This is a genomic window from Nocardia sp. CA-119907 (assembly GCF_050955995.1).
In the GTDB taxonomy this organism is placed as follows: Bacteria; Actinomycetota; Actinomycetes; order Mycobacteriales; family Mycobacteriaceae; genus Nocardia.
The window spans coordinates 1,196,445-1,216,689 of sequence record NZ_CP192091.1 but is presented as its reverse complement, the minus strand read 5'-3'; the positions used below and the strand labels follow the sequence as shown (position 1 = coordinate 1,216,689).

At 66.1% G+C, this 20,245-nt stretch carries 23 protein-coding genes; 17 read left to right on the top strand and 6 right to left on the bottom strand.

Translation table 11 applies throughout. From position 1 onward, the window contains the following. The first annotated feature begins 251 nt into the window (after positions 1-251). Both ACQP2D_RS05500 and ACQP2D_RS05495 read left to right on the top strand, forming a co-directional pair. Complete coding sequence (locus tag ACQP2D_RS05500; protein WP_433682627.1) at positions 252-1,415, top strand: IS110 family transposase; 1,164 nt, start codon at positions 252-254, stop codon at positions 1,413-1,415. Positions 1,416-1,633: 218 nt separating this feature from the next. Then, positions 1,634-2,161 (top strand): hypothetical protein, encoded by a 528-nt coding sequence (locus ACQP2D_RS05495; protein ID WP_433682626.1) that lies wholly within the window; start codon positions 1,634-1,636, stop codon positions 2,159-2,161. A gap of 420 nt (positions 2,162-2,581) precedes the next feature. Here the strand turns inward: ACQP2D_RS05495 and ACQP2D_RS05490 are convergent, their stop codons facing one another. Beyond that, complete coding sequence (locus tag ACQP2D_RS05490; protein ID WP_433682625.1) at positions 2,582-2,878, bottom strand: hypothetical protein; 297 nt, start codon at positions 2,876-2,878, stop codon at positions 2,582-2,584. A 425-nt stretch (positions 2,879-3,303) separates the two neighbouring features. Here ACQP2D_RS05490 and ACQP2D_RS05485 point away from each other — a divergent pair, with 425 nt between their 5' ends. From ACQP2D_RS05485 to ACQP2D_RS05475, 3 genes are read left to right on the top strand one after another with little or no spacing between them, the layout of a single operon-like run. Beyond that, the gene (locus ACQP2D_RS05485) at positions 3,304-4,185 is read left to right on the top strand and encodes a helix-turn-helix domain-containing protein (RefSeq protein WP_433682624.1); all 882 of its coding nucleotides are present in this window, start codon (positions 3,304-3,306) and stop codon (positions 4,183-4,185) included. Beyond that, positions 4,185-4,400: a DUF397 domain-containing protein gene (locus ACQP2D_RS05480; protein ID WP_433682623.1), complete on the top strand. Its 216-nt coding sequence runs from the start codon at positions 4,185-4,187 to the stop codon at positions 4,398-4,400. Before ACQP2D_RS05485 ends, ACQP2D_RS05480 begins: the two co-directional genes overlap by 1 nt. Before the next feature lie 33 nt (positions 4,401-4,433). Further along, positions 4,434-4,640, top strand: a complete 207-nt coding sequence (locus ACQP2D_RS05475; protein ID WP_433682622.1) for a DUF397 domain-containing protein — start codon at positions 4,434-4,436, stop codon at positions 4,638-4,640. 204 nt (positions 4,641-4,844) lie between these two features. Here ACQP2D_RS05475 and ACQP2D_RS05470 read toward each other — a convergent pair whose 3' ends face one another. Further along, positions 4,845-5,537: a pyridoxamine 5'-phosphate oxidase family protein gene (locus ACQP2D_RS05470; RefSeq protein ID WP_433682621.1), complete on the bottom strand. Its 693-nt coding sequence runs from the start codon at positions 5,535-5,537 to the stop codon at positions 4,845-4,847. An 82-nt stretch (positions 5,538-5,619) separates the two neighbouring features. Between ACQP2D_RS05470 and ACQP2D_RS05465 the strand changes: the two genes are divergently transcribed. Next, positions 5,620-7,086: a PLP-dependent aminotransferase family protein gene (locus ACQP2D_RS05465; protein WP_433682620.1), complete on the top strand. Its 1,467-nt coding sequence runs from the start codon at positions 5,620-5,622 to the stop codon at positions 7,084-7,086. On the opposite strand, the gene ACQP2D_RS05460 is transcribed toward ACQP2D_RS05465, so the two are convergent. After that, complete coding sequence (locus ACQP2D_RS05460; protein WP_433682619.1) at positions 7,020-8,141, bottom strand: lipase family protein; 1,122 nt, start codon at positions 8,139-8,141, stop codon at positions 7,020-7,022. The genes ACQP2D_RS05465 and ACQP2D_RS05460 overlap by 67 nt on opposite strands. 100 nt (positions 8,142-8,241) lie before the next feature. Between ACQP2D_RS05460 and ACQP2D_RS05455 the strand changes: the two genes are divergently transcribed. The 4 genes from ACQP2D_RS05455 to ACQP2D_RS05440 are packed head-to-tail and all read left to right on the top strand — an operon-like array spanning position 8,242 to position 12,122. Continuing rightward, a complete protein-coding gene (locus ACQP2D_RS05455) occupies positions 8,242-8,880 on the top strand; it encodes a TetR/AcrR family transcriptional regulator (RefSeq protein ID WP_433682618.1) in 639 nt (212 codons plus the stop codon). A gap of 49 nt (positions 8,881-8,929) precedes the next feature. After that, positions 8,930-9,175, top strand: a complete 246-nt coding sequence (locus tag ACQP2D_RS05450) for a DUF2630 family protein (RefSeq protein WP_433682617.1) — start codon at positions 8,930-8,932, stop codon at positions 9,173-9,175. Beyond that, positions 9,172-10,602, top strand: a complete 1,431-nt coding sequence (locus tag ACQP2D_RS05445; protein WP_433682616.1) for a dihydrolipoyl dehydrogenase family protein — start codon at positions 9,172-9,174, stop codon at positions 10,600-10,602. The genes ACQP2D_RS05450 and ACQP2D_RS05445 overlap by 4 nt, the downstream gene beginning before the upstream one ends. A 14-nt stretch (positions 10,603-10,616) precedes the next feature. Beyond that, on the top strand, positions 10,617-12,122 hold the full coding sequence (locus tag ACQP2D_RS05440; protein ID WP_433682615.1) for a carboxylesterase/lipase family protein: 1,506 nt from the start codon (positions 10,617-10,619) through the stop codon (positions 12,120-12,122). A gap of 4 nt (positions 12,123-12,126) precedes the next feature. On the opposite strand, the gene ACQP2D_RS05435 is transcribed toward ACQP2D_RS05440, so the two are convergent. Then, positions 12,127-12,996, bottom strand: coding sequence for an Fpg/Nei family DNA glycosylase (locus ACQP2D_RS05435; protein ID WP_433682614.1), 870 nt, complete (start codon positions 12,994-12,996; stop codon positions 12,127-12,129). 158 nt (positions 12,997-13,154) lie between these two features. Beyond that, complete coding sequence (locus ACQP2D_RS05430; RefSeq protein WP_433682613.1) at positions 13,155-14,018, bottom strand: SDR family oxidoreductase; 864 nt, start codon at positions 14,016-14,018, stop codon at positions 13,155-13,157. 125 nt (positions 14,019-14,143) lie between these two features. Here ACQP2D_RS05430 and ACQP2D_RS05425 point away from each other — a divergent pair, with 125 nt between their 5' ends. After that, positions 14,144-15,142 carry an Lrp/AsnC family transcriptional regulator gene (locus ACQP2D_RS05425; RefSeq protein WP_433685542.1) on the top strand — a complete coding sequence of 333 codons (999 nt, stop codon included), beginning with the start codon at positions 14,144-14,146 and terminating at the stop codon, positions 15,140-15,142. Here the strand turns inward: ACQP2D_RS05425 and cobF are convergent. Then, positions 15,090-15,848: a precorrin-6A synthase (deacetylating) gene (cobF, locus tag ACQP2D_RS05420; RefSeq protein ID WP_433682612.1), complete on the bottom strand. Its 759-nt coding sequence runs from the start codon at positions 15,846-15,848 to the stop codon at positions 15,090-15,092. The two genes, ACQP2D_RS05425 and cobF, sit on opposite strands and share 53 nt — an antisense overlap. Positions 15,849-15,891: 43 nt before the next feature. Here cobF and ACQP2D_RS05415 point away from each other — a divergent pair, with 43 nt between their 5' ends. From ACQP2D_RS05415 to ACQP2D_RS05390, 6 genes are all read left to right on the top strand, one after another. Beyond that, the gene (locus ACQP2D_RS05415; protein WP_433682611.1) at positions 15,892-16,698 is read left to right on the top strand and encodes a thymidylate synthase; all 807 of its coding nucleotides are present in this window, start codon (positions 15,892-15,894) and stop codon (positions 16,696-16,698) included. Continuing rightward, positions 16,695-17,189: a dihydrofolate reductase gene (locus ACQP2D_RS05410; RefSeq protein ID WP_433682610.1), complete on the top strand. Its 495-nt coding sequence runs from the start codon at positions 16,695-16,697 to the stop codon at positions 17,187-17,189. The genes ACQP2D_RS05415 and ACQP2D_RS05410 overlap by 4 nt, the downstream gene beginning before the upstream one ends. 199 nt (positions 17,190-17,388) lie before the next feature. Further along, entirely contained in the window at positions 17,389-17,715 is a 327-nt protein-coding gene (locus ACQP2D_RS05405) for a cupin domain-containing protein (RefSeq protein ID WP_355176414.1), read from the top strand. 60 nt (positions 17,716-17,775) lie between these two features. Next, a complete protein-coding gene (locus ACQP2D_RS05400) occupies positions 17,776-18,804 on the top strand; it encodes a Dyp-type peroxidase (RefSeq protein WP_433682609.1) in 1,029 nt (342 codons plus the stop codon). Beyond that, positions 18,801-19,601, top strand: coding sequence for a family 1 encapsulin nanocompartment shell protein (locus tag ACQP2D_RS05395; protein ID WP_433682608.1), 801 nt, complete (start codon positions 18,801-18,803; stop codon positions 19,599-19,601). The genes ACQP2D_RS05400 and ACQP2D_RS05395 overlap by 4 nt, the downstream gene beginning before the upstream one ends. An 80-nt stretch (positions 19,602-19,681) precedes the next feature. After that, positions 19,682-20,212 carry a hypothetical protein gene (locus tag ACQP2D_RS05390; RefSeq protein ID WP_433682607.1) on the top strand — a complete coding sequence of 177 codons (531 nt, stop codon included), beginning with the start codon at positions 19,682-19,684 and terminating at the stop codon, positions 20,210-20,212. The last annotated feature ends 33 nt before the right edge of the window (positions 20,213-20,245 follow it).

Below are 20,245 nucleotides of genomic sequence, written 5' to 3'. Positions count from 1 at the left end.
CGTTTCCGAACGATCGGTATGCGGCTACTTAAGACTGGTGTCAGGGCTTGATCCCGGCCAGGATCGAGTCCCAGGTACCCGGTGGGAGGCTCCGTATGCGGCTGCCCGCCGATCGTAGGGTGTGGCTCACTCATGGCTTGCGTCCCACCGGGTTACCGTGCGGGCGTGGCTGGAAAGGGGTCTGCCCTGGCTCGAAGTAGCGGTGCCTTCCTGCACGGACACCTGCTCGTTCGGATCGAGGAAGGACGCTGGTGAGAGTCATCATCGGGATGGACCCGCACAAACGCTCGGCCACCATCGAAATCATCGACAAGTCCGCCACAGTGCTGACAACTGGCCGCTACAGCACCGATGCTGCCGGCTACGGCGAGATGATGACCGCGGCACAACAATTCCCGGACCGTGTGTGGGCGGTCGAGGGCTGCAACGGTGTGGGCCGTCATGTGGCGCATCGGCTGATCAACGACGGCGAAACCGTGATCGATGTCCCGGCGAAATTGTCGGCGCAGGTGCGGGTATTCGCTACCGGCAACGGCCGCAAGACCGACCCGGTCGATGCCCATTCGGTCGCGCTGGCTGCGCTGCGGTCGCCGAATCTGCGGCGGGTGCAAGCAGATCCGGAAGTGGTGGCGTTGGGGCTGCTGGTCGATCGGCGAGACGAACTCGGCCGGGCCCGCACCGAGCTGTTGAACCGGATCCACCGGTTGCTCACGGAGTTGGTGCCGGGCGGCACCAAGAGGTTCCTGTCCGCCATGCAGGCCCGCGTGCTGGCCGACACGGTCACACCGGCTGATCCCGCGGCGCGGGTCCGTCTGCGTCTGGTGCTGGAACTGATCGACGATCTCGAGGTAGTCGACCGGAGAACCAAAGCGGCGGACAAGGAGCTCAAGCAGCTGGTCCTGGACCGTGGTTCCACGTTGATGGACCTGCCCGGCATCGGCCCGTCCGGCGCTGCCCGGCTGCTTGCAGATACCGAGGACGTCCACCGCTTCGCTTCGCGGGACCGGTTCGCGTCCTGGAACGGCACCGCCCCGCTGGATGCGTCCTCCGGCCAGCAGCAGCGGCATAGGCTATCCCGCGCCGGGAACCGCAAGATCAACCGTGTCCTGCACATCATGGCGATCGTCCAACTGCGTCACCAGACTGCCGGCCGGGTCTACTACGACGGCAAACGCGCCGCCGGGAAAACCTCGATGGAAGCGACACGGGCGCTCAAGCGTCGCCTGTCGAACGTGGTCTACAACCGGATGGTTGCTGACCAGCACCGACGGGATGCGGCAGGCCCGGGAGGGCATTCGGGAACGACAACTGACTCCAGCGTGACCGGCCCGACCCCGCACACCGATCCTTCGGACAAGCCACAACCCGGACCTACCTCCACACAGCCTAACGCCGGACTCCGAACTGCCCCTTGACATAAAGGGGAGCCAGGAGAATATCTTCGTCAAGCGGGCGGCTCGGCACACGGCCCCGTACCATGGAATGCGAACCTGTGCAGTTTCTTTCGGTTTCCGATGGGCCTGTGCCGTCTCGATCTGGCAGCGCTGCGGTCCCACGGTAGCTTGCTGCTTGTAGTCACACGCTCAATGAGGGGGTTCGCGCGATGCGCTGGGGGTTTATGGCAATTTCCAGCATGGCCACGGTTGTTCTGGCGGCTGTGCTGAGTGGGGGAGTAGCGCAGGCGGGGGTGCCATCACTGACATCAGCGTATGACGATCCTGGATGTGCGTGTTTCGCCATGTTTCCGGCACAACCGAAAGTAGAGCAGATTCCTGGAGAAGGGCGCGAGGGGCTCACCTCCACTGAAACCAGTGTGCTCGCTCCCACCACGGAAGGCGTGGCGCTCCGATTGGCGTATTGGCGTATGCCTGCAGGTGCTACGTACGATCTGCACCAGGGCATTTCGTCTGTCGCCGACTTCCTTACCTCGGATGGCATGGAGACCAGCAGCATCCAGTACGGAACCTTTCGTGGGCACCCTTCAGTGACTGGCGAGTTTCTCGACAAGGACCAGGTGCCTGGGTACGCCAAAGCTCTCATTTTCACTGTCGACGATCGGGTATTCGCGTTGCGGGTAGCCACAAGGGCAAGTTGGGGAGCGAGTCCGAGTGACGGCGTTGCCGCGTTCAACGCATTCGTCGACGCGTTCCAGGTCTTCTGATCGTCGTTCACGCCAACCGGCTGATCCGTTCTGCCCGACGCGAGTCAGGATTCCGGGGCCGTGCCAGTGGCGTCTTCCGCTAATCGGCTACTTAGCGATCGCATCTCTCCCGATGACGATCACACTGTTTGCGCCAGAACCCGCAACGGTGGCAAACGATATCGTGCGAGCGACATCCGACCGAACGTCGAGGATTCGCAACACTTCAATACGCGAGCCCGCCAGTCCGGAACCCTTAGTCGCTGGGCCAACCGTCTTCGCCGATCTCGATCACCTTGCCGTCCGATGTGTGAAGTTTCGGAGCGCTGTCGGTCGGGGCCAGATCGAGCTTTCGCATGGTGTCCTCGTGGAATATCGCAAGGAGATCCCTTACCGAGCAAGCTATTTCGCCACACCATGGCCGGAGTCCGAACATCGTGTTCACGTCCCCGCTTGCGAGGCCGGGCGGTCGGACATATTCAGCAGCGCGGCCCAGTAATCCTCGCGGACCGCGTCCCACAGGTCGCTGTGCTGGGGCAGCAGTTCGCGGGCGTCGACCAGATCGGGATAGGTGTCGAACATAATCGTTCCGGGCTGCGCTCCGGGGAGCGGCGTTCGCGACGGCAGGCGGTACGCGGTGAATGCCTGGCCGGTGAGCTGAACACGCAGTATGCGAGCAGCGCGGTCGACCAGCTGCCACACCGCGACCTTCCCAGCTGGTATCTGCGTGGTACGCAACGGATTCGACCTCATCGGTGCCTCACGATCGGAGTTGCCGAACCCGATGTGGGACAGGGCATCTCGGCGCTAGGCCGTTCGGGAGGTGCCCACGCTCGGAGGGCTTCGAGGTAGCGCTCGATCACCTCGGTTGGCACATCGCAGTAAACCCTGTGCTGTGGTCCCAGGAACGCGGCTCGCTTTGGAAGTTCTCGGCTCGGCATGTACCGACCTCCGTGAGTCGATGGCTTGAGGTGCGCCCGGCCCCTGAACAAAGCTCCTGAGTGGGAAGGAGATTCGTCTCTCCGGTCGCGCTTCTAGCAGACCATCGGCATCCGAGAATGGCACTGTCATTCCGACAATCCCACAAAACTCACGAGAACCCCCACGGCAGATGTCATCCTGGCAGGCGATCACTGCCATTTCGAGAGTGCCGAGGAGCTGATGTGACCGCAGATCCACCCCGAGCCTCACTGCCGCGCCGCCAGTTGGGGCGGTTCATCCGCAGGCAACGCGAGGAGAACACCTTACTTACGCAGGCGGAGGTGGCGATTCAGATGCAGTGGAGCCACAGCAAGTACTCACGCCTCGAACGTGGCGAGCCGGGCAAGGTCCTTGACCGGGACCTAACCGAACTCGGCAAGATCCTCGAAATCCCTGACGACAAGATCGCAGTCATGATCGACCTGGCGCATCAAGTTGCTGAGAAGACTTGGTATTACACCTTCGATGACCTCATCCGCAGGAACTTCGATGTGTACATGCGGCTGGAGACAGACGCACACGCCATGGCGATCTACCGCCCGGATCTTATCCCCGGGTTATTCCAGACAGCTGATTATGCCCACGCACTCAATCGGATCTACTTCCCGAAGGACTCCGAGGAGGAGCACAACCGACGTATCGAGCTGAAGTTGCAGCGCCAGACGATCATCACTCGTAAGAAGTCTCCTGTCACAGTCGATTTGGTGCTGCACGAGTCGGCGCTTCATTCGATCGTCAGTGACCAAGCGGTCATGTCGGCACAGCTGCGTCGCCTTGCCGACCTGAGCACCCGGCCGAACATCACGATCCAGATACTGCCGTTCAAAGCCGGATTCCCACTCGGGACCCCTGTCGGCCCGTTCATAAAGCTTGACTTCACGCCGGACATGAAGGGCGTGGCTCAACCGACGGTGATCTTTATCGAGAATTTCACAGGTGATATGTACCTTGAAGGAACGTCGGACGTAGAGAAGTACCGGGTGGCGTACGCGACGATCCAGTATGCCGCGCTGGATGCAGTGGCCAGCAGGAACCTACTGCGGCAGTTAGCAAGAAGGGACTGATGACAATGAACGATGACTACCTAGCCGGGGCACAGTGGTTCAAGAGCACCCACAGCTCCGGCGACTCGGAGTGTGTGGAGGTCGCGTTCCTCGATGGGGGCATGGTGGGGATTCGGGATTCGAAGAATCCAGCTGGCCCCGCACTTGTCTTCACTCCCGGCGAATGGAATGCGTTCATCGGCGGCGCTCGCGACGGTGAGTTCGACCGGAGGTAAAGCCCGTCTACCAGGAGCGAAGGAGTTCATGCCGTGAAGATCGACCTGACCGGGGCGAAGTGGTTCAAGAGCAGTCGCAGCGCAGGCGGGAAAGAATGTGTCGAGGTTGCGCACCTGAGCGGCGGCTTTGTCGGCGTGCGTGATTCGAAGAACCCGACCGGTCCGGCACTGGTCTTCACCCCCAGCGAATGGGACGCCTTCACCGCAGGCGTGACCGACGGCGAGTTCAACCGTCCGTAGTGCCGCGTCCAGATAGCTACTGCTGTACCGCGCCTTGCGGCCGGAGAGTTCCGTTGAACGTAGTCGAATGGTGGTCACACACCCCCGTATTCGACCGCCATATCACTACGCTCGGCGAGCTAGTCTCCGCGAGGACAGAGGATCAGGCCCGATCCGTTCGTTCGGATCGGGCCTTTTCGTATCCGCCCAGGGTGGTCGGAACGATCACGATGTGGTGACCGACGCGATGTCGAGTCGATCGAGCACATCCTGTGGCACCTCGATGCCCGGCTCCAGATCATCTGAGGAGATCGGGGCGTCCCAGACCTGACGCATGGGCAATACGCCCGCCCACACACCCCCGGTCTCGATATCCGCGGCATCGTCCTTCGGACCGCCGGTCCGCACCTTCACCGAGGCCTCGGTCAGGTCGAGCGCGAGCACCATAGTGGCGGCCATTTCCTTTTTGTTCGGCCAGCGCACCCGATCCCACGCCCCGGGCGCGGTGTGTTCGACGATCACCCGCAGCGCGTGCATGCTCTCATCGGCGTCGGTGAGTTCGACCGCTCGGCCGCGCACCACCGCCGAGCGGAAGTTCGCGGAGAAGTGCATGGCCGAGCGGGCGTAGACGATGCCGTCGACCAGGGTGACGGCGATGCAGATGTCGCCGGTCAGCGCCGCGCGCAGGTTTCCGGCACCGGTCGAGCCGTGCAGGTAGAGGGTGTCGCCGTCGCGGCCGTAGATGGTCGGGAGCACCACCGGGCTGTCGCCGAGCAGCACGCCGAGGTGGCAGACCAGACCGGCATCGAGAACGGCATCCAGTTCGGCCCGGTCGGTCCGGCCGCGCTCCTTGGAGCGGGTCAGGGTGGTGCGTGGGGTCGGCGAAAGCGGCGGTCGAGAGCTGATCGACTTGGTCATACCTCTAGCGTGGCGGGAGAAGTGGCATTCTGAAATAGCCAATTCACGCAAATTCTAACAGTCCAATTTCCGGAGGTGAGCGATGCTGGATGAGCTGCCACTGGTCCTCGACCGTGATGCTGACGAGCCATTGTCGGTTCAAGTCGCGGAAGGCCTGCGCGCCGCGGCGAGCAACGGACTCCTGCGCGCGGATGATCGGCTCCCCTCGTCGCGAGCGCTGGCCCAGCGCCTCGGTGTGAGCCGCACGGTGGTCGCCGCCGCCTACGACCAACTGCACGCCGAGGGCTGGATCGCGAGCCGCCGCGGCTCGGGCACCTTCCTGACCACCGCCCCCGCCGAAGCGCCCGCCCGACCGAGTTTCCGCAGCACCGCCGAGCATCCGCCGGAACTGCTGGATCTCGGCCCTGGCGCGCCCTGCATCGAAGCCATCGACCAGGCGGCCTGGCGACGCGCCTGGCGCGCGGCGGCCGACAACTCCCCGATCATCCGCAAGGATCGCGGCGGCGAACCGGAATTCCGCGCCGCGGTCGCCGAACACCTGCTGCGCCACCGGGGCCTCGGTGCGGGCAGCAGGACCGTGGTGCTCGCGACGGCCGGAACCAGTTCGGCCGTAGGCGAACTCGCGGCCGCCCTCCTGCGTCCCGGCGACGCCATTGCCATGGAAGACCCTGGCTACCAGCGTGCCGCAGGTGCATTTGTCGCGGCCGGTGTCCGGGTGATCCCGGTGCCGATCGATGCCGACGGCCTGCGAGTCGACCGATTGCCCGACGGCATCAAGGCCGTGTATTGCACCCCGGCACATCAATTTCCACTCGGCACCCGCATGCAGGCGGCCCGCCGCGTGCAACTCGTCGAATTCGCCAGGCGCGCGGGCTTGCTCATCATCGAGGACGACTACGACGGCGAATTGCGCTACGACACCGCCCCTTTGCCGCTGCTGGCCGCGATGGCTCCAGACGTGGTCGTCCATCTCGGCACCACTAGCAAGATCCTCTCGCCGACCTTGGGCATCGGCTGGCTCGTCGCCGCCCCCGATATCACCGAAGCCATTGTCGCGCACCGCGAACGAACCGGCACCGGCCCGAGCCCCGCTGGCCAGCGAGTGCTCGCCGCATTCGCACACCACGGCGATCTCGCCAGACACCTGCGCCGACTGCGCCGCGCGGTGCCCCCGCGCCGAGCCCTGGTCGTGGACGAGCTTCGCCGCCGCGGACTCGACGTACTCGGCGACGACGCTGGTTCACACGTGGTGGTGCCACTGGATTCGGCCGAAACCGAACAGCGGGCCGTGGCAGCGGGCCGAGCGCGCGGTGTGGCGCTCGACGGACTGTCCCGCCACCACCTTGCGGCACAACACCATCCGCTCGCCACGGCAGCTGGCCCGCACACCTTCGGCATCGCACTCGGCTATACCGCACTGAGCTGGACCGAGCTGACCACCGCCGTTCCGATCGCCGGAGAATGCCTTACGCAGGCTTGGGTTCAGCCGAACAGTCGGGCAACGAAGGGCATGCTGTCCGGTAGTGAACCCGCGACGGTCGCGCTGTGATCCAAGCCGGGGTAGATGTGGACCTCGGGCCGGACGCCGTTGGCCTGCAAGTCGGCGATCAGTTTCGCAGTCAACGGCGCGGGCACATCGGTGTCATTGGTGCCCTGGCCGATGAACAGCGGGCGGTCGTATCCGGTCATCGGCACATCCATTATCGGACGCGCGGTCGCGGCGAAGTCGCCGTCCGAAAGTGGCCGGGAGAACAGCTGATTCAGGGTGACGCCCTCGGCGCGCTGGGCCAGGGGTGTGAAGCACAGCGTCCGGGCCGCGTCGACCAATTCCTTGCCGACGGGGGTGAGGTAGCTGTCCAGATCGAAGTCCGGACGTGCCGCCTTCAAGCCGTTCATCACATATGTCGCGTAGGCGGTCAGGTGCGACGACTGGATCGCTGGTGTGGACGGGCCGACCAGCGTGAACGCGTCAACGATATTCGAGGCCGGTCCGGTGGCGACCGTACCGCGGTAGTCGAGCTCAGGACCGTACTTCGTGGCCAGCGACGCGGTGAACACCGCCGCCCCGCCGCCCTGGGACTGACCGATGGCCACCCATTTCGACGAGAGCGAGTCGTCGACGGCACGGGCGGCGCGAACCATATCGATCGCGGCATGCGCCTCGGCACGGCCATCGAGATAGGCATGCACGCCAGGTGTGCCGAGGCCGATGTAATCGGTGGCCACGACGGCATAGCCCTGCCGAAGCCAAGTGGCCAGATAGTTCTTGTCGCGGTCGGAGCGACCCGCCGTCGACGGGGCGCAATCGTCGCCGACGCCGACGGTCCCGTGTTCCCATGACAGCACCGGCCAGCCGCCGGGTGGGGGCGTCCCGGCCGGGATGAAGATCGCGCCGGTCGACTGGGCGGGGCGATCGTCGGAGTCGCTGGTCCAGTAGGTGAGTCGGCGCGCGGATCCGGCGCCCGCGAGCCACAGGTCCGATGACAGCACCTCGTCGCGCACGACCGTTCCCGGCGCCGGTTGGGCCGGATCCGCCTGCGCGGTCGCAGCCACGGGTCCGGCCAGGATGGCCACCGTGGCCAGGGTGATCAGTGTGCGACGCATCGACACTTTCCTCTCATTCAGAGTTGCTGTCTCATTGAGACACATTAGCCGGACTAAGCTCAAAAGTGTCACTTTGAGACAGATGGGTTCTGGAGGACGCATGGAACAGAGCGGTCTGCGCGAGAAGGAGAAGGCGCGGGTGCGCCGGGAGCTGATCGATACCGCGCTGCGTCTGTTCGAGCGGCAGGGTTTCGAGCAGACCACGGTGCAGCAGATCGCCGATGCCGTGCAGGTTTCCCGGCGCACCTTCCACCGTCACTTCCCGTCCAAGATGGCCGTGGTATTCGCGCACGAGGAAGATCTGATGGCGCAACTGCTTTCGGCACTCGAGCGCCGACCGGACACCGAATCCGCACTCACCGCACTGCGTTCGGCGATCCAGGACCTACTGCTCGACGAATCCGAGGCGGCGCTGCGCCGCCATCAGGCCGATACCGCGCGCCGCGCCCGCCACCTGCTGGTCAGCAATCCCGAACTGCGCCAGGAGAATTTCACCGGAGCCATGAGCCGCAAGCATGCCCTCGCCCAGTTCCTCGCCGAGCGTTCCGGTCTCCCCGAAACCGATCTGCGCCCACAACTCGTCGCCGCCACCTGCTTCGCCGCCTTCGGCGTCGGCCTCGACACCTGGATGCTCGGCGCCGACCATTCGATCGCGGCGCTGTACGAAATCCTGGACAGCATCGTGGCCGCATTGCAGCAAGGAATCGATGTGCCAGCAGCCGATACCGGGCCGCACTGAACCGTTCGGATCACCGGGGAATTTCTGGCGCGGTCGTAGCATGGTCCCCATGACCGAACAGGACATCCTGGCGCGTATCAAGAATCTGGTCGATCGTGAGCATGATTTGCGGTCCAAGGCGACGGCCGGTGCGGTCGACCCGGTAACCGAGCGGCAGCAGCTCGCCGAACTGGAAGTAATGCTCGATCAGGCCTGGGATCTGCTACGGCAGCGCCGGGCGCGGATCGAGGCGGGTGGCGTCCCCGAGGAAGCGCAGGAGAATCCGGCCCGTCAGGTCGAGGGTTATCTGCAGTGACCCCGGATACCGCCGCCGACTATGACGTGATCGTGATCGGCGGTGGGCCCGCGGGCGAGAACGCCGCCGCCTACGCCATCGCGGGGACCGAGCGCACCGCCGCGATCGTGGAGCGGGAATTGGTCGGCGGTGAATGCTCGTATTGGGCCTGTATGCCGAGCAAGGCGCTACTGCGGCCGGCGCATGTGCTGTCCGGCGCCGAGGCCATGGCCGGGATCGCGGCGAGCGGACTCGATGTCGACGCGGTGCTGAAACGGCGCGACGCCTTCACGCACAAGCACGATGACAGCTCGCAGGTCGACTGGGCCGCGAACAACGGTATCGATGTGGTGCGCGGAACCGGGCGGCTCGCGGGCGAGCGACTGGTCGAGGTCGGCGGACGACTGCTGCGCGCCCGGCACGCGGTGGTGCTGGCCGCCGGGACCAAGGCCGCGGTGCCCGATATCCCAGGACTGCGTGACGCGCTGCCATGGATTTCCCGGGATGCCACCAATCTGCACGAGGTCCCGCGCCGGGTGGTGATCATCGGCGGCGGTGTTGTCGCCTGTGAGGCGGCGACCTGGCTGGCCGCACTCGGTGCGAGCGAGATCACCATGCTGGTGCGCGGTGACGCGCTGCTGGGCAATGCCGAACCGTTCGCACGCGAACGGGTGGCCGCGGCGCTGTCCGATGCCGGTGTGCAGATCCGCTTCGGCACCCAACCCACACGCGTGGAGCGCGCCGAGGCGAAGGACACCGGCGAGGGGTGGATCCACGGCGGAGCCGTCACCGTTCGGATCGGCGAGACCGTGATCGAGGCCGATGAGATCCTGGTCGCCGCCGGGCGCGGACCGGCGACGGCGGAACTCGGCTTGGACACGGTCGGGCTCGCGGACGGCTATATCGAGGTGGACGACCGGCTGACGGTGCGCGGCATCGATGGCGAGTGGCTGTACGCGGTCGGCGATGTGAATCATCGTGCCGCGCTGACCCATATGGGCAAATACCAGGCCAGGGTGTGCGGGGATGTCATCGCGGCACGGGCCGAGGGGCGCGCGCTGTCGGATGTGCGCTACGCCGCGACCGCCGATCACGGGCAGGTGCCGCAGGTGGTGTTCACCGCGCCGGAGGTCGCCTCGGTCGGGCGCACCGAGGCCGCGGCGCGTAAAGCGGGCTACGCGGTCGACACCGTGGAGATCGATATCGCGGTCGCCGGATCCGCGCTGGCTCGCGATGGCTACTCGGGGCGGGCGAAGATCGTCATCGATACCGCGACCGACACGCTGCTCGGCGCCACCTTCGTCGGTCCGGAAGTCGGTGAGCTGATCCACGCGGCGACCATCGCCGTGGTCGGCAAGGTGCCGCTGGCCACCCTGTGGCACGCGGTGCCCGCCTACCCGACGGTGAGCGAGCTCTGGTTACGCCTGTTGGAGGCCCGCCGCTCCTAGTTACCATCGGAAAGATGTCCGATATCACGACCGCCGACGGAGTTGTCCGCGGTTACCGCGGCCGCCGCGTACTGCGCTGGCGCTCACTGCCCTATGCCGCTGCACCGGTGGGTGACCTGCGATTTCGGGCGCCTCAGCCGATGCGGCCGTGGACCGGTGTGCGCGAGGCGACCACCTTCGGATTCGCCGCCATGCAGCACCGCACCGGTGCGCGGATCGGACCGCGCCGGTACCAGCCGACCAGCGAAGACGCCCTGACACTGAATGTCGTCGCACCGATCGAACCGTCCGCCGCGCCGCGGCCGGTCATGGTGTTCATTCACGGCGGCGGCTATCAGATCGGCACCTCGGCGCTGAGCCTGTACTCCGGTGGCCGGCTCGCGGTGCGCGGCGATGTGATCGTGGTGTCGCTGAACTACCGGCTCGGTGCGTTCGGATATGTCGATTTCGGTGAATTCGGCACGCCCGAGCGGCCTTTCGAGGCCAACCTCGGGCTGCGCGACCAGGTCGCGGCGCTGGAATGGGTGCAGCGCAATATCCCCGCATTCGGCGGAGATCCGAACAATGTCACCATTTTCGGCGAATCGGCGGGCGCACATGCGGTGCTGTCGCTGCTGGCGACGCCCGCGGCCAAGGGGCTGTTCCATCGCGGCATCGCGCAGAGCCCACCGGCCGATTGGGGTATGTCGGCCGAGGATGCACGCGCCTTCGCCCGCCGGTGCGTCGAAGCGCTCGGCGCCACCCCCGATACCGCGGCCGAGGCGCTGATCACGGCCGGTGCCAACGATATTCGCCGCGCGGTCGACATGACGAGCGGGAAAGTGTTGCGGGAACGCCCCGGGCTGTTCCCGATCGCGCCGGTCGTCGACGGCGAATATCTGACACAGTCGCCGATCGACGCCATCACCAGCGGTGCCGCACACCAGGTTCCGCTGATCATCGGCACGAATCGCGATGAGGGCACGCTGTTCGCGAAATTCGCCGATGAGCTGCCGACCACTCCGTCCCGCATGCACGCCCTACTGACGCGCGCGGGCGGCGCGGAACTCGAATCCCGGGTGATCGCGGCCTATCCCGGCTATCCCGATGCGAGGGTCGCCGTTCGCGCCGGTGGCGATTATGTCTTCTGGCGCCCCTCGGTCGCCGTCGCGGCGGGCCACAGTCGCTACGCCCCGACCTATACCTACCGCTATGACTTCGCACCGCGCGCATTGCGGCTCGCCGGTATCGGCGCGACCCACGCCACGGAGTTGATCCCGGTCTTCGGCGCCGCCGACTCCCCGTTCGGCCGCGCCATCACCGCGGCGGGCGGGCGGCGTGGACTGGCATCGGTCAGCCACCAGTTCCAGGACAACTGGCTCGAGTTCGCCCGCACCGGCCGACCGCTGCCATCCTGGCCCGCCTATACCGAAGACCGGCGCACCACATTGATCATCGACGACATCACCCGCCTGGAGAACGATCCTGATCGGGCCAAACGCATTGCCTGGCAAGGAATCCGGGTGCCGACGCTGATCTGAGGCGCTACTTGAGCAGACGCGACATGCGGCGGTCGGCCAATACCTTCCCGCCGGTCTGGCAGGTCGGGCAGTACTGGAACGAGCGCTCGGCGTAGGAGACCTCGCGAACGGTATCGCCGCAGACCGGGCACGGCAGGCCGGTGCGGGCGTGTACCCGCATGCCGGAACGCTTTTCCCCCTTGAGGCGTGCGGCGTCCTGGCCGACGGATCGCTGGACCGCGTCGGTGAGTACCGAACGCATGGCCTCGTACAAGGTCGAGATCGTTTCCGCCGACATGGTTTTGGTGTTGGCGAACGGGGAGATCTTCGCCGTGTGCAGAATTTCGTCGGAGTAGGCATTGCCGATGCCCGCGATCAGTGCCTGGTCCACGATGGCGGTCTTGATGCGCTGCGATGCGCCGTGCAGGATTTCGCCGAACTGGTCCTCGGTCACCGCTAGCGCGTCCGGGCCGAGGCGTGCGATACCGGGCACCCGCTTGGGATCGTCGACGATGTACACCGCGAGGCGCTTCTTGGTGCCGGCCTCGGTCAGGTCGAACGCGGGTGTCATGCCCTCGGGGGTGAAGAAGTGCACCCGCAGCGCGAGCGGACTCTTACCGCCCGGTTTGGGTGGCGTCTGGCTGGGCTCATCGATCCACCGCAACCATCCGCCGCGCGACAGATGCGTGATCAACCACAGCCCATCGCAATCCATCCCGAGGAATTTGCCCCACCGGCCCGCATCGGTCACATCGCGCCCGGACAGCGCCGTCACCGGCGGATCGAAGGTCTTGACCGCACTCAGTGCCGCCACATCGACACGCCCGACCACGGCGCCGACCGCGTGCTCCCGCAGGAACTGCGCCAACGCCTCCACTTCCGGTAGCTCGGGCACGAATGCCAGGCTACCCGGCCGCACCGACATCCGCGCAGTTCACGCACGTGGGGGGATCGAGGCCAAGTGGAACTGGCGGCGAGGACATCTCGGGCGACGCCGCATGGTTTCCACTTGGCCTTGATCGCCGCGCGCTCGGCTGCGGGCCGCGGTGGACGCTATGCCGCGTCCGCGGGGTCGAAGTGGTGGCGGTGGTGTTCCGCCCACTCACGGAAGGAGCGTGGTGGGATTCCGGTGATCCGCTCGACGGTGGGATGTACGACCGAGGTGAATGCCTCGAGGGCAGTGGCCCGCAGCGCCATGATGGCATCGGCCATCTCGTCCGGTACGCCGTGGTCGATGATCGACTGGCGCGCGGCGGCGGGCGCGACCTCGACATAGCGCAGCGGTCGGCCGAGTACGTCGGCGAGGATGCCGGTCTGCTCGCCCGGCGACAGCGGTTCCGGCCCGCTCAGCGTGTAGATCTGCCCCTCGTGACCGTCGGTGGTGAGTGCTCTCGCGGCGACCGCGGCGATATCGTGCGGATCGACCACAGCGATGCGGCCCTGGCCGAAGGGCGCGTAGACCGCGCCGTGGTCGCGAATGGAACCGGCCCAGTGCAGGGCATTGGCCATGAATCCCAAGGGGCGCACCATGGTCCATGCGACTCCGCTGTCGCGGACCGCGCGTTCACCGGCACGGTGCCAGGTCGGAATCGGATCGGTCGCGGTGTCGTCGCCGGTGCGACCGGATGACAGCTTGACCAGGTGACCGACCCCGGCACGGGCCGCCGCCAGCGCGAGATTCGCGTCGTGGGTGGGGATTTCGGGACCGCTGGACAGCAGGAACACTCGATCGACACCGCGCATCGCGTCGACGAGGGCGTCCGGATCGCCCAGATCCGCACGCACCACCTCGACACCGTCGGGCAGTCCGGCGGTCTCGGGCCGCCGCGTGGTCGCCCGCACCGACACGCCCGACGCGAGCAACTGGCCGACCAACTCGCGGCCTACGGTCCCGGTCGCTCCGGTCACCAGAATCATCAACTTCTCCTTCGTCGATCGGCCGGGCCCGGCGAGCCCGTGCCACGATCCACCTTCGACAGAAGTGCCGAAACAAACCGTCTACCGACAAAGATCAGCGGATACTTTCCATATCTCGCGTGGATATGAAAGATATTTCCATGCTCGATGACGTCGACCGCGGCCTGATCCATGCACTGCACATCGACGGGCGCGCACCGTTCAACAAGATCGCGGCCGTCCTCAACGTCTCGACGCAAACCGTCATCCGCCGCTACCAACGCCTGCGCGCCACCGCCGGACTCCGCGTGGTCGGCCTCGCCGATCCGAGCCACGCCGGGCACACCCAGTGGCTCGTGCGCCTGACCACAACCACCGGCACCGGCCAGCGCCTCGCACATGCGCTGGCCCGCCGCCAGGACACCTCCTGGGTCAAGATCACCTCGGGTGGCACGGAAATCCTGCTGGTGGTGAATATTCCGCGCGATGCCGCCGCCTCCCGCTCGCTCCTGCTGCGGGACCTCCCCCGCGCCGCTGGCATCACCGCCGTCTCGGCCCACTACGTCCTGCACACCTACCTCGGCGGCCCGACCGCGTGGCGCGGTCACACTGCCGCACTGGCCGAACACCAGCGAAATCAACTGCGGCCGAACCGATCCGATCCCGCACCGCGCCGCGACCTCACCGACACCGACGCCGCGCTGCTGGCCGCACTGCAACAAGACGGCCGTGCCCCCCTGGCCCGACTCGCGGCCGCGACCGGCTGGTCTCGAGCCACCGTCACCCGGCGACTCGCGGAGCTACAGGCGGCCCAGGCGGTCTTCTTCGATGTCGAACTCGATGACGCCCAGTTCGGCGCCACCACCCAGGCGCTGCTGTGGATGTCGGTGGCACCGGCGTACCTCGACCGGGTGGCTACCGCGCTCGCCGACCATGACGAACTGGCCTTCGTCGCCGCCACCACCGGCCCGACAAACCTTGTCGCACAAGCGATGTGCCCCGACACCGAAGCACTGCACCACTACCTCACCCACCGCCTCGGCGCGCTCGAAGGCATCCACGCCTTGGCGACCACGCCCGTCCTCGTCACGGTCAAGGCCGCTGGGCGTCTCCCGCACCCGGACGCAGCAGGTAGACGTCCATGATCCACCCCTTGTCGGCACGCAAACGCGTCCGGCGCTCGACGATCTCCTTTTCGACCTCGCGCAGCGGCCCCTCGATCAGCGTCTCGTCGGGCATGCCCAGATACGCGCCCCACCAGATGTGCACATCGTCGCCGGACACCTCGGTGAACGAGCAGTCACCGTCCAGCATCACCACCGTCGAACCGCCGAGCCCGTCTTCGCGCAGGCGGCGCCCGGTGGTGACGTGCACCGGCTCGCCGATGCGATGCAACACCATCCGATGCCGAGCGGCCAGCGCCTGCACGCTGGTGACGCCGGGAATCACCTCGTAGTCGAAGCGCTGCGCACCGCGATCCAGCACGCGTTCGATCATCCGCAGGGTGCTGTCGTACAGCGACGGATCACCCCAGACGAGAATGCCGCCGACACCGTCGACCTGGGCAAAGGCATCCTCGAGCAGTGCCGAGCGGCGATCGTGCCAATCCTCGACAACACCCTGGTAATCGGCGGGCGCCCGGTCGCGCGGCGGATCGGCGATCTCCACGATGCGGTAGGGGTGATCGAGGTGCTCGGTGAGGATCGTGGTGCGCACATCGATCAGTTCCCGCTTCTCGGCACCCTTTCCGATGACGAAGAACACCTCGACCTGCCGCATGGCCTTGATCGCCTGCACCGTCACCTGGTCCGGATCGCCCGCACCGATGCCGATCACGTAAAGCTTGCGCATGGCCCGAGCTTGCCAGGTGCGGGGGTGAGTAAGCTCGCCAGGCGTGGCCAACAATGCTGATACCCAGTACGAGGATCTGCTCCGACTGGTCCTCGAATCCGGCACCGCGAAGGCGGATCGCACGGGCACCGGCACCCGCAGCCTCTTCGGCCATCAGCTGCGCTACGACCTCGCCAAGGGCTTCCCGCTGATCACCACCAAAAAGGTGCATCTGAAGTCGATCGTCTACGAGTTGCTGTGGTTCCTGCGCGGCGATTCCAATGTGGCCTGGTTGCACGAGCACGGCGTCTCCATCTGGGACGAATGGGCCGATCGCCATGGTGAACTCGGCCCGGTCTACGGCGTGCAATGGCGGTCCTGGCCCACGCCGAACGGCACCCATATCGACCAGATCGCCGAGGTGCTGCACACCCTGCGCACCAATCCGGATTCCCGGCGCATCATCGTCTCGGCCTGGAATGTGGCCGAGCTCGACAAGATGGCGCTGGCACCGTGCCACGCGTTCTTCCAGTTCTATGTGGCCGAGGGCAAGTTGTCCTGCCAGCTCTACCAGCGCAGCGCGGACCTGTTCCTGGGCGTGCCGTTCAATATCGCCAGCTACGCGCTGCTCACTCATATGGTGGCGCAGCAGACCGAGCTCGAGCCCGGTGATTTCATCTGGACCGGCGGCGACTGCCACATCTACGACAACCACGTCGAGCAGGTCACCGAGCAGCTGACCCGCGAGCCGTATCCGTTCCCGACACTGAACCTGCGGCCCGCGCCGACACTGTTCGATTACGCCTACGAGGACGTGGAAGTGGTCGGCTACCAGCATCACCCGGCGATCAAGGCACCGGTAGCGGTGTGACCGATCGCGTCATCGGCCTGATCTGGGCGCAGACCCCGGATGGGGTGATCGGTCTCGAGAACACCATTCCGTGGCGCGTGCCCGAGGATATGGCGAACTTCAAGGCCGTCACCATGGGGCATCCGGTGATCATGGGGCGGCGGACCTGGGATTCCCTGCCGCCCCGATTCCGTCCGCTCGACGGCCGCCGCAATATCGTGGTGACCCGCCAGCCCGACTGGTCGGCAGCGGGCGCCGAACGCGCCGCCGCCCTTCCCGATGCCTTGGCCAGCTGCGCACCGGATGACGTCTGGATCATGGGCGGTGGCGAAATCTACCGGGCCGCTATGGATTTCGCGACGGATCTGCTGGTCACCGTGGTGGACACGCACGTCGAGGGCGATGCCTACGCACCGGCCATCGGCCCCGAATGGCACGCCGACGACACTGCCCCGTGGCGCGAGTCGAAGTCCGGCCTGCGGTTCCGGATCCGGCGCTATACCCGCACCTGAGCCGTGCGGCTGGCAAAGCGCCGGCATCGTTCATTACCGGCCGCACAGCACCGTCCGATCACCGAATGGCAGCAAGTACGCCGCAAATCGGCCTGGCGGTCAAACCGGACACACGTCACCCGCCGGTCGGGCATACTCCTGGATATCAGCCCGTGTCACCAGCCCTGATCCGGCTGATTGCTTCTGCGAAAGGCGGTCCATGGACAAGAAATCGCTGACTGCGGTCGCACGCCAACAGCTCAAGTTGGCCGCTACCGCCACGAGCGGGCGCAGTTCGCAAACCATCTACGGCGGTCATGCCAATGCGCTGCGGCAGACCGTGGTCGGTCTCTCGGCGGGCCAGAGTCTGGCCGAACACGATAATGCGGGTGAGGCCACCCTGCTGGTGCTCAGCGGCACATTGACCTTGATCAGCGGCACCAATGAGTGGAAGGGGTCGGCCGGGGACCTGCTGGTCGTGCCGAAGGCGCGGCACAGCGTCAAGGCCGTCGATGATGTCGCATTCCTGCTGACAGTCGCCAAGTAGTAGCCGACAAGCCAGCACCGGCTGGCCGATGTGTGGGTGCCGGGCTCTAGTCTGGAGCCCATGGGTGCGCCGCAGTCGATCTTGGAACCGCTCTCACCGGCGGCGATCTTCCTGGTCGCCACGATCGACGAGGGTGGCGAAGCGGCGGTGCGAGACCTGCTCGCCGATCTCCCCGGATTGCGTCGTTCGATCGGTTTTCGGGTGCCCGGAGCCGGACTCGCCTGTGTCGCATCGATCGGCTCGGCCGCATGGGATCGTCTGTTCGGCGGGCCGCGGCCCGCCGAATTGCATGAACTCCCCGAATTCGTCGGCGCGGTGCATCGCGCCCCGACCACCCCGGGCGATCTGCTCTTCCACATCAAGGCCGAAACCCAGGACGCCTGTTTCGAATTGGCGATGACGATCGGTGACCGGCTCGACGGCGCGATCACCATCGTCGACCAGACAGTCGGGTTCCGCTATTTCGAGCAGCGCGATCTGCTCGGCTTCGTGGACGGAACCGAGAATCCGGAGGGTTCGGCGGCGGTCAGCGCGGCTGTCGTGGGCGATGAGGATCCGGACTTCGCGGGCGGCAGTTATGTCATCGTGCAGAAGTACCTGCACACCATGGCGCAGTGGCGGGCACTGTCGGTCGAGGAGCAGGAGCGGGTGATCGGACGCACCAAACTCGACGATTTCGAACTCTCCGATGCGGACAAACCCGCGAATTCGCATGTCGCGGTGAACACCATCACCGATGCCGATGGCACCGAGCGCAAAATCGTTCGCGCCAATATGCCCTTCGGCAGCGTCAAGGACGGCGAATTCGGCACCTATTACATCGCCTACGCGGCCACGCCGAGCGTCACCGAAACCATGCTCTCTCGGATGTTCGTCGGCACGGAGGCGGCGGCCTACGACCGCATCCTCGACTTCTCCATAGCGGTGACCGGCACCTTGTTCTTCACACCACCCGCGGACTTCTTCGACGATCTCCCCGCAGCGCCCGGGGACGCCGCGGAGACACATGAGGAATCTTTGTCGCCCAACGGCGTTGGCACTATCGGTTCTCTAGGTATCGGCACGTTGAAAAGGAGCAGTCAATCATGAACAACCTCCATCGCGAACTCGCGCCGATCACCTCCGAGGCATGGAAGGCGATCGAACAGGAGGCGACGCGCACCTTCAAGCGGCATATCGCCGGTCGCCGGGTGGTGGACCTGTCCGGACCGCACGGAACCGACTACTCCGCGGTCGGACTCGGCCGCACTACCTCGATCACCGCACCCGATGAGGGTGTGCAGGCCCGCCAGCGCGTGGTCGCGCCGTTGATCGAACTGCGGGTGCCGTTCACGCTCTCGCGCGAGGAACTCGACGATGTCGAGCGCGGCGCCATGGACACCGATCTGGACGCGGTGAAGGAGGCCGCACGCCGGATCGCCTTCGCCGAGGACCGGGCCATCTTCGAGGGCTATCAGGCGGCGAATATCACCGGTATCCGGGCGAGTTCGTCCAATGCGCCGATCAAGCTGCCCAGCGATCCGCGGCTGGCGCCGGAGGCCGTAGCCCAGGCGCTCAGCGCGCTGCGGTTGGCGGGCGTCGACGGCCCGTACTCGGTGCTGTTGAGCGCGGACCTGTACACGGCGGTCAGCGAGACCTCCGATCACGGCCACCCGATTCGCACCCATATCGAACGCCTGATTCCGGAGGGCGAGATCATCTGGGCACCGGCCATCGACGGCGCGTTCGTGCTGACCACCCGCGGCGGCGACTTCGACCTGCAGCTGGGGCAGGATCTTTCGATCGGCTACCTCACCCACGACGGGCAATCGGTACAGCTGTACTTCCAGGAGAGTATGCAGTTCCTGGTCTACACCGGGGAAGCCGCGGTCGCGCTGGAGGCCTGAATGCGCCGACCCGCCCGCATCGGGAAGCCACTGGTCATCCGTACCGGCTAGGTTTGGTGCGGGCAAAGCAGGAGGTCGAGATGACGATGGTGCGCGCGGGCGTGGTTCCGACCCGGCGGGCAATGCTGTACGGGACGCTCGGGATCACGGCCACCGTGCTGGTTTGCAGTGCGATCGTCGCCGGATTCGGGCTCAACCGGGTCTTCACCGGATTGCTCGCCGGTGCGGTGGCCGGCATCGCACTGCTGGTCACTTTGTTCGGCAGGGACGTCGTCGTGCTCACCGAGGGGGCGATCTACCGGCGCACCCCGTGGCAGGAATCCAGTATCGACTGGGAGCGGGTGGTGGCCGGACGGTTCACCCTCGACGAGCGGGCCCGGTGGTCACTGGCGCTGGATCTGACCGGCGGCGACGAGCGCCACGGCGAACTCGTACTGCTGTCCATCCCGCCGGTGCGGCGGCCCGTCTCCGGCGCGTACGACATGCGCAAACGCGAGCAGGTCACCGAGATCCGGGCGATGCTGCGGCACAAGCGCGTGCCGGTGACGGTGCTCCCGGAAATCGCCGGTGCGCTGCAACAACATTGGCAGATCGCACCGCCGACCCACTGACCGAAGGCGGTCGCACACACCGAGACAGGGCGC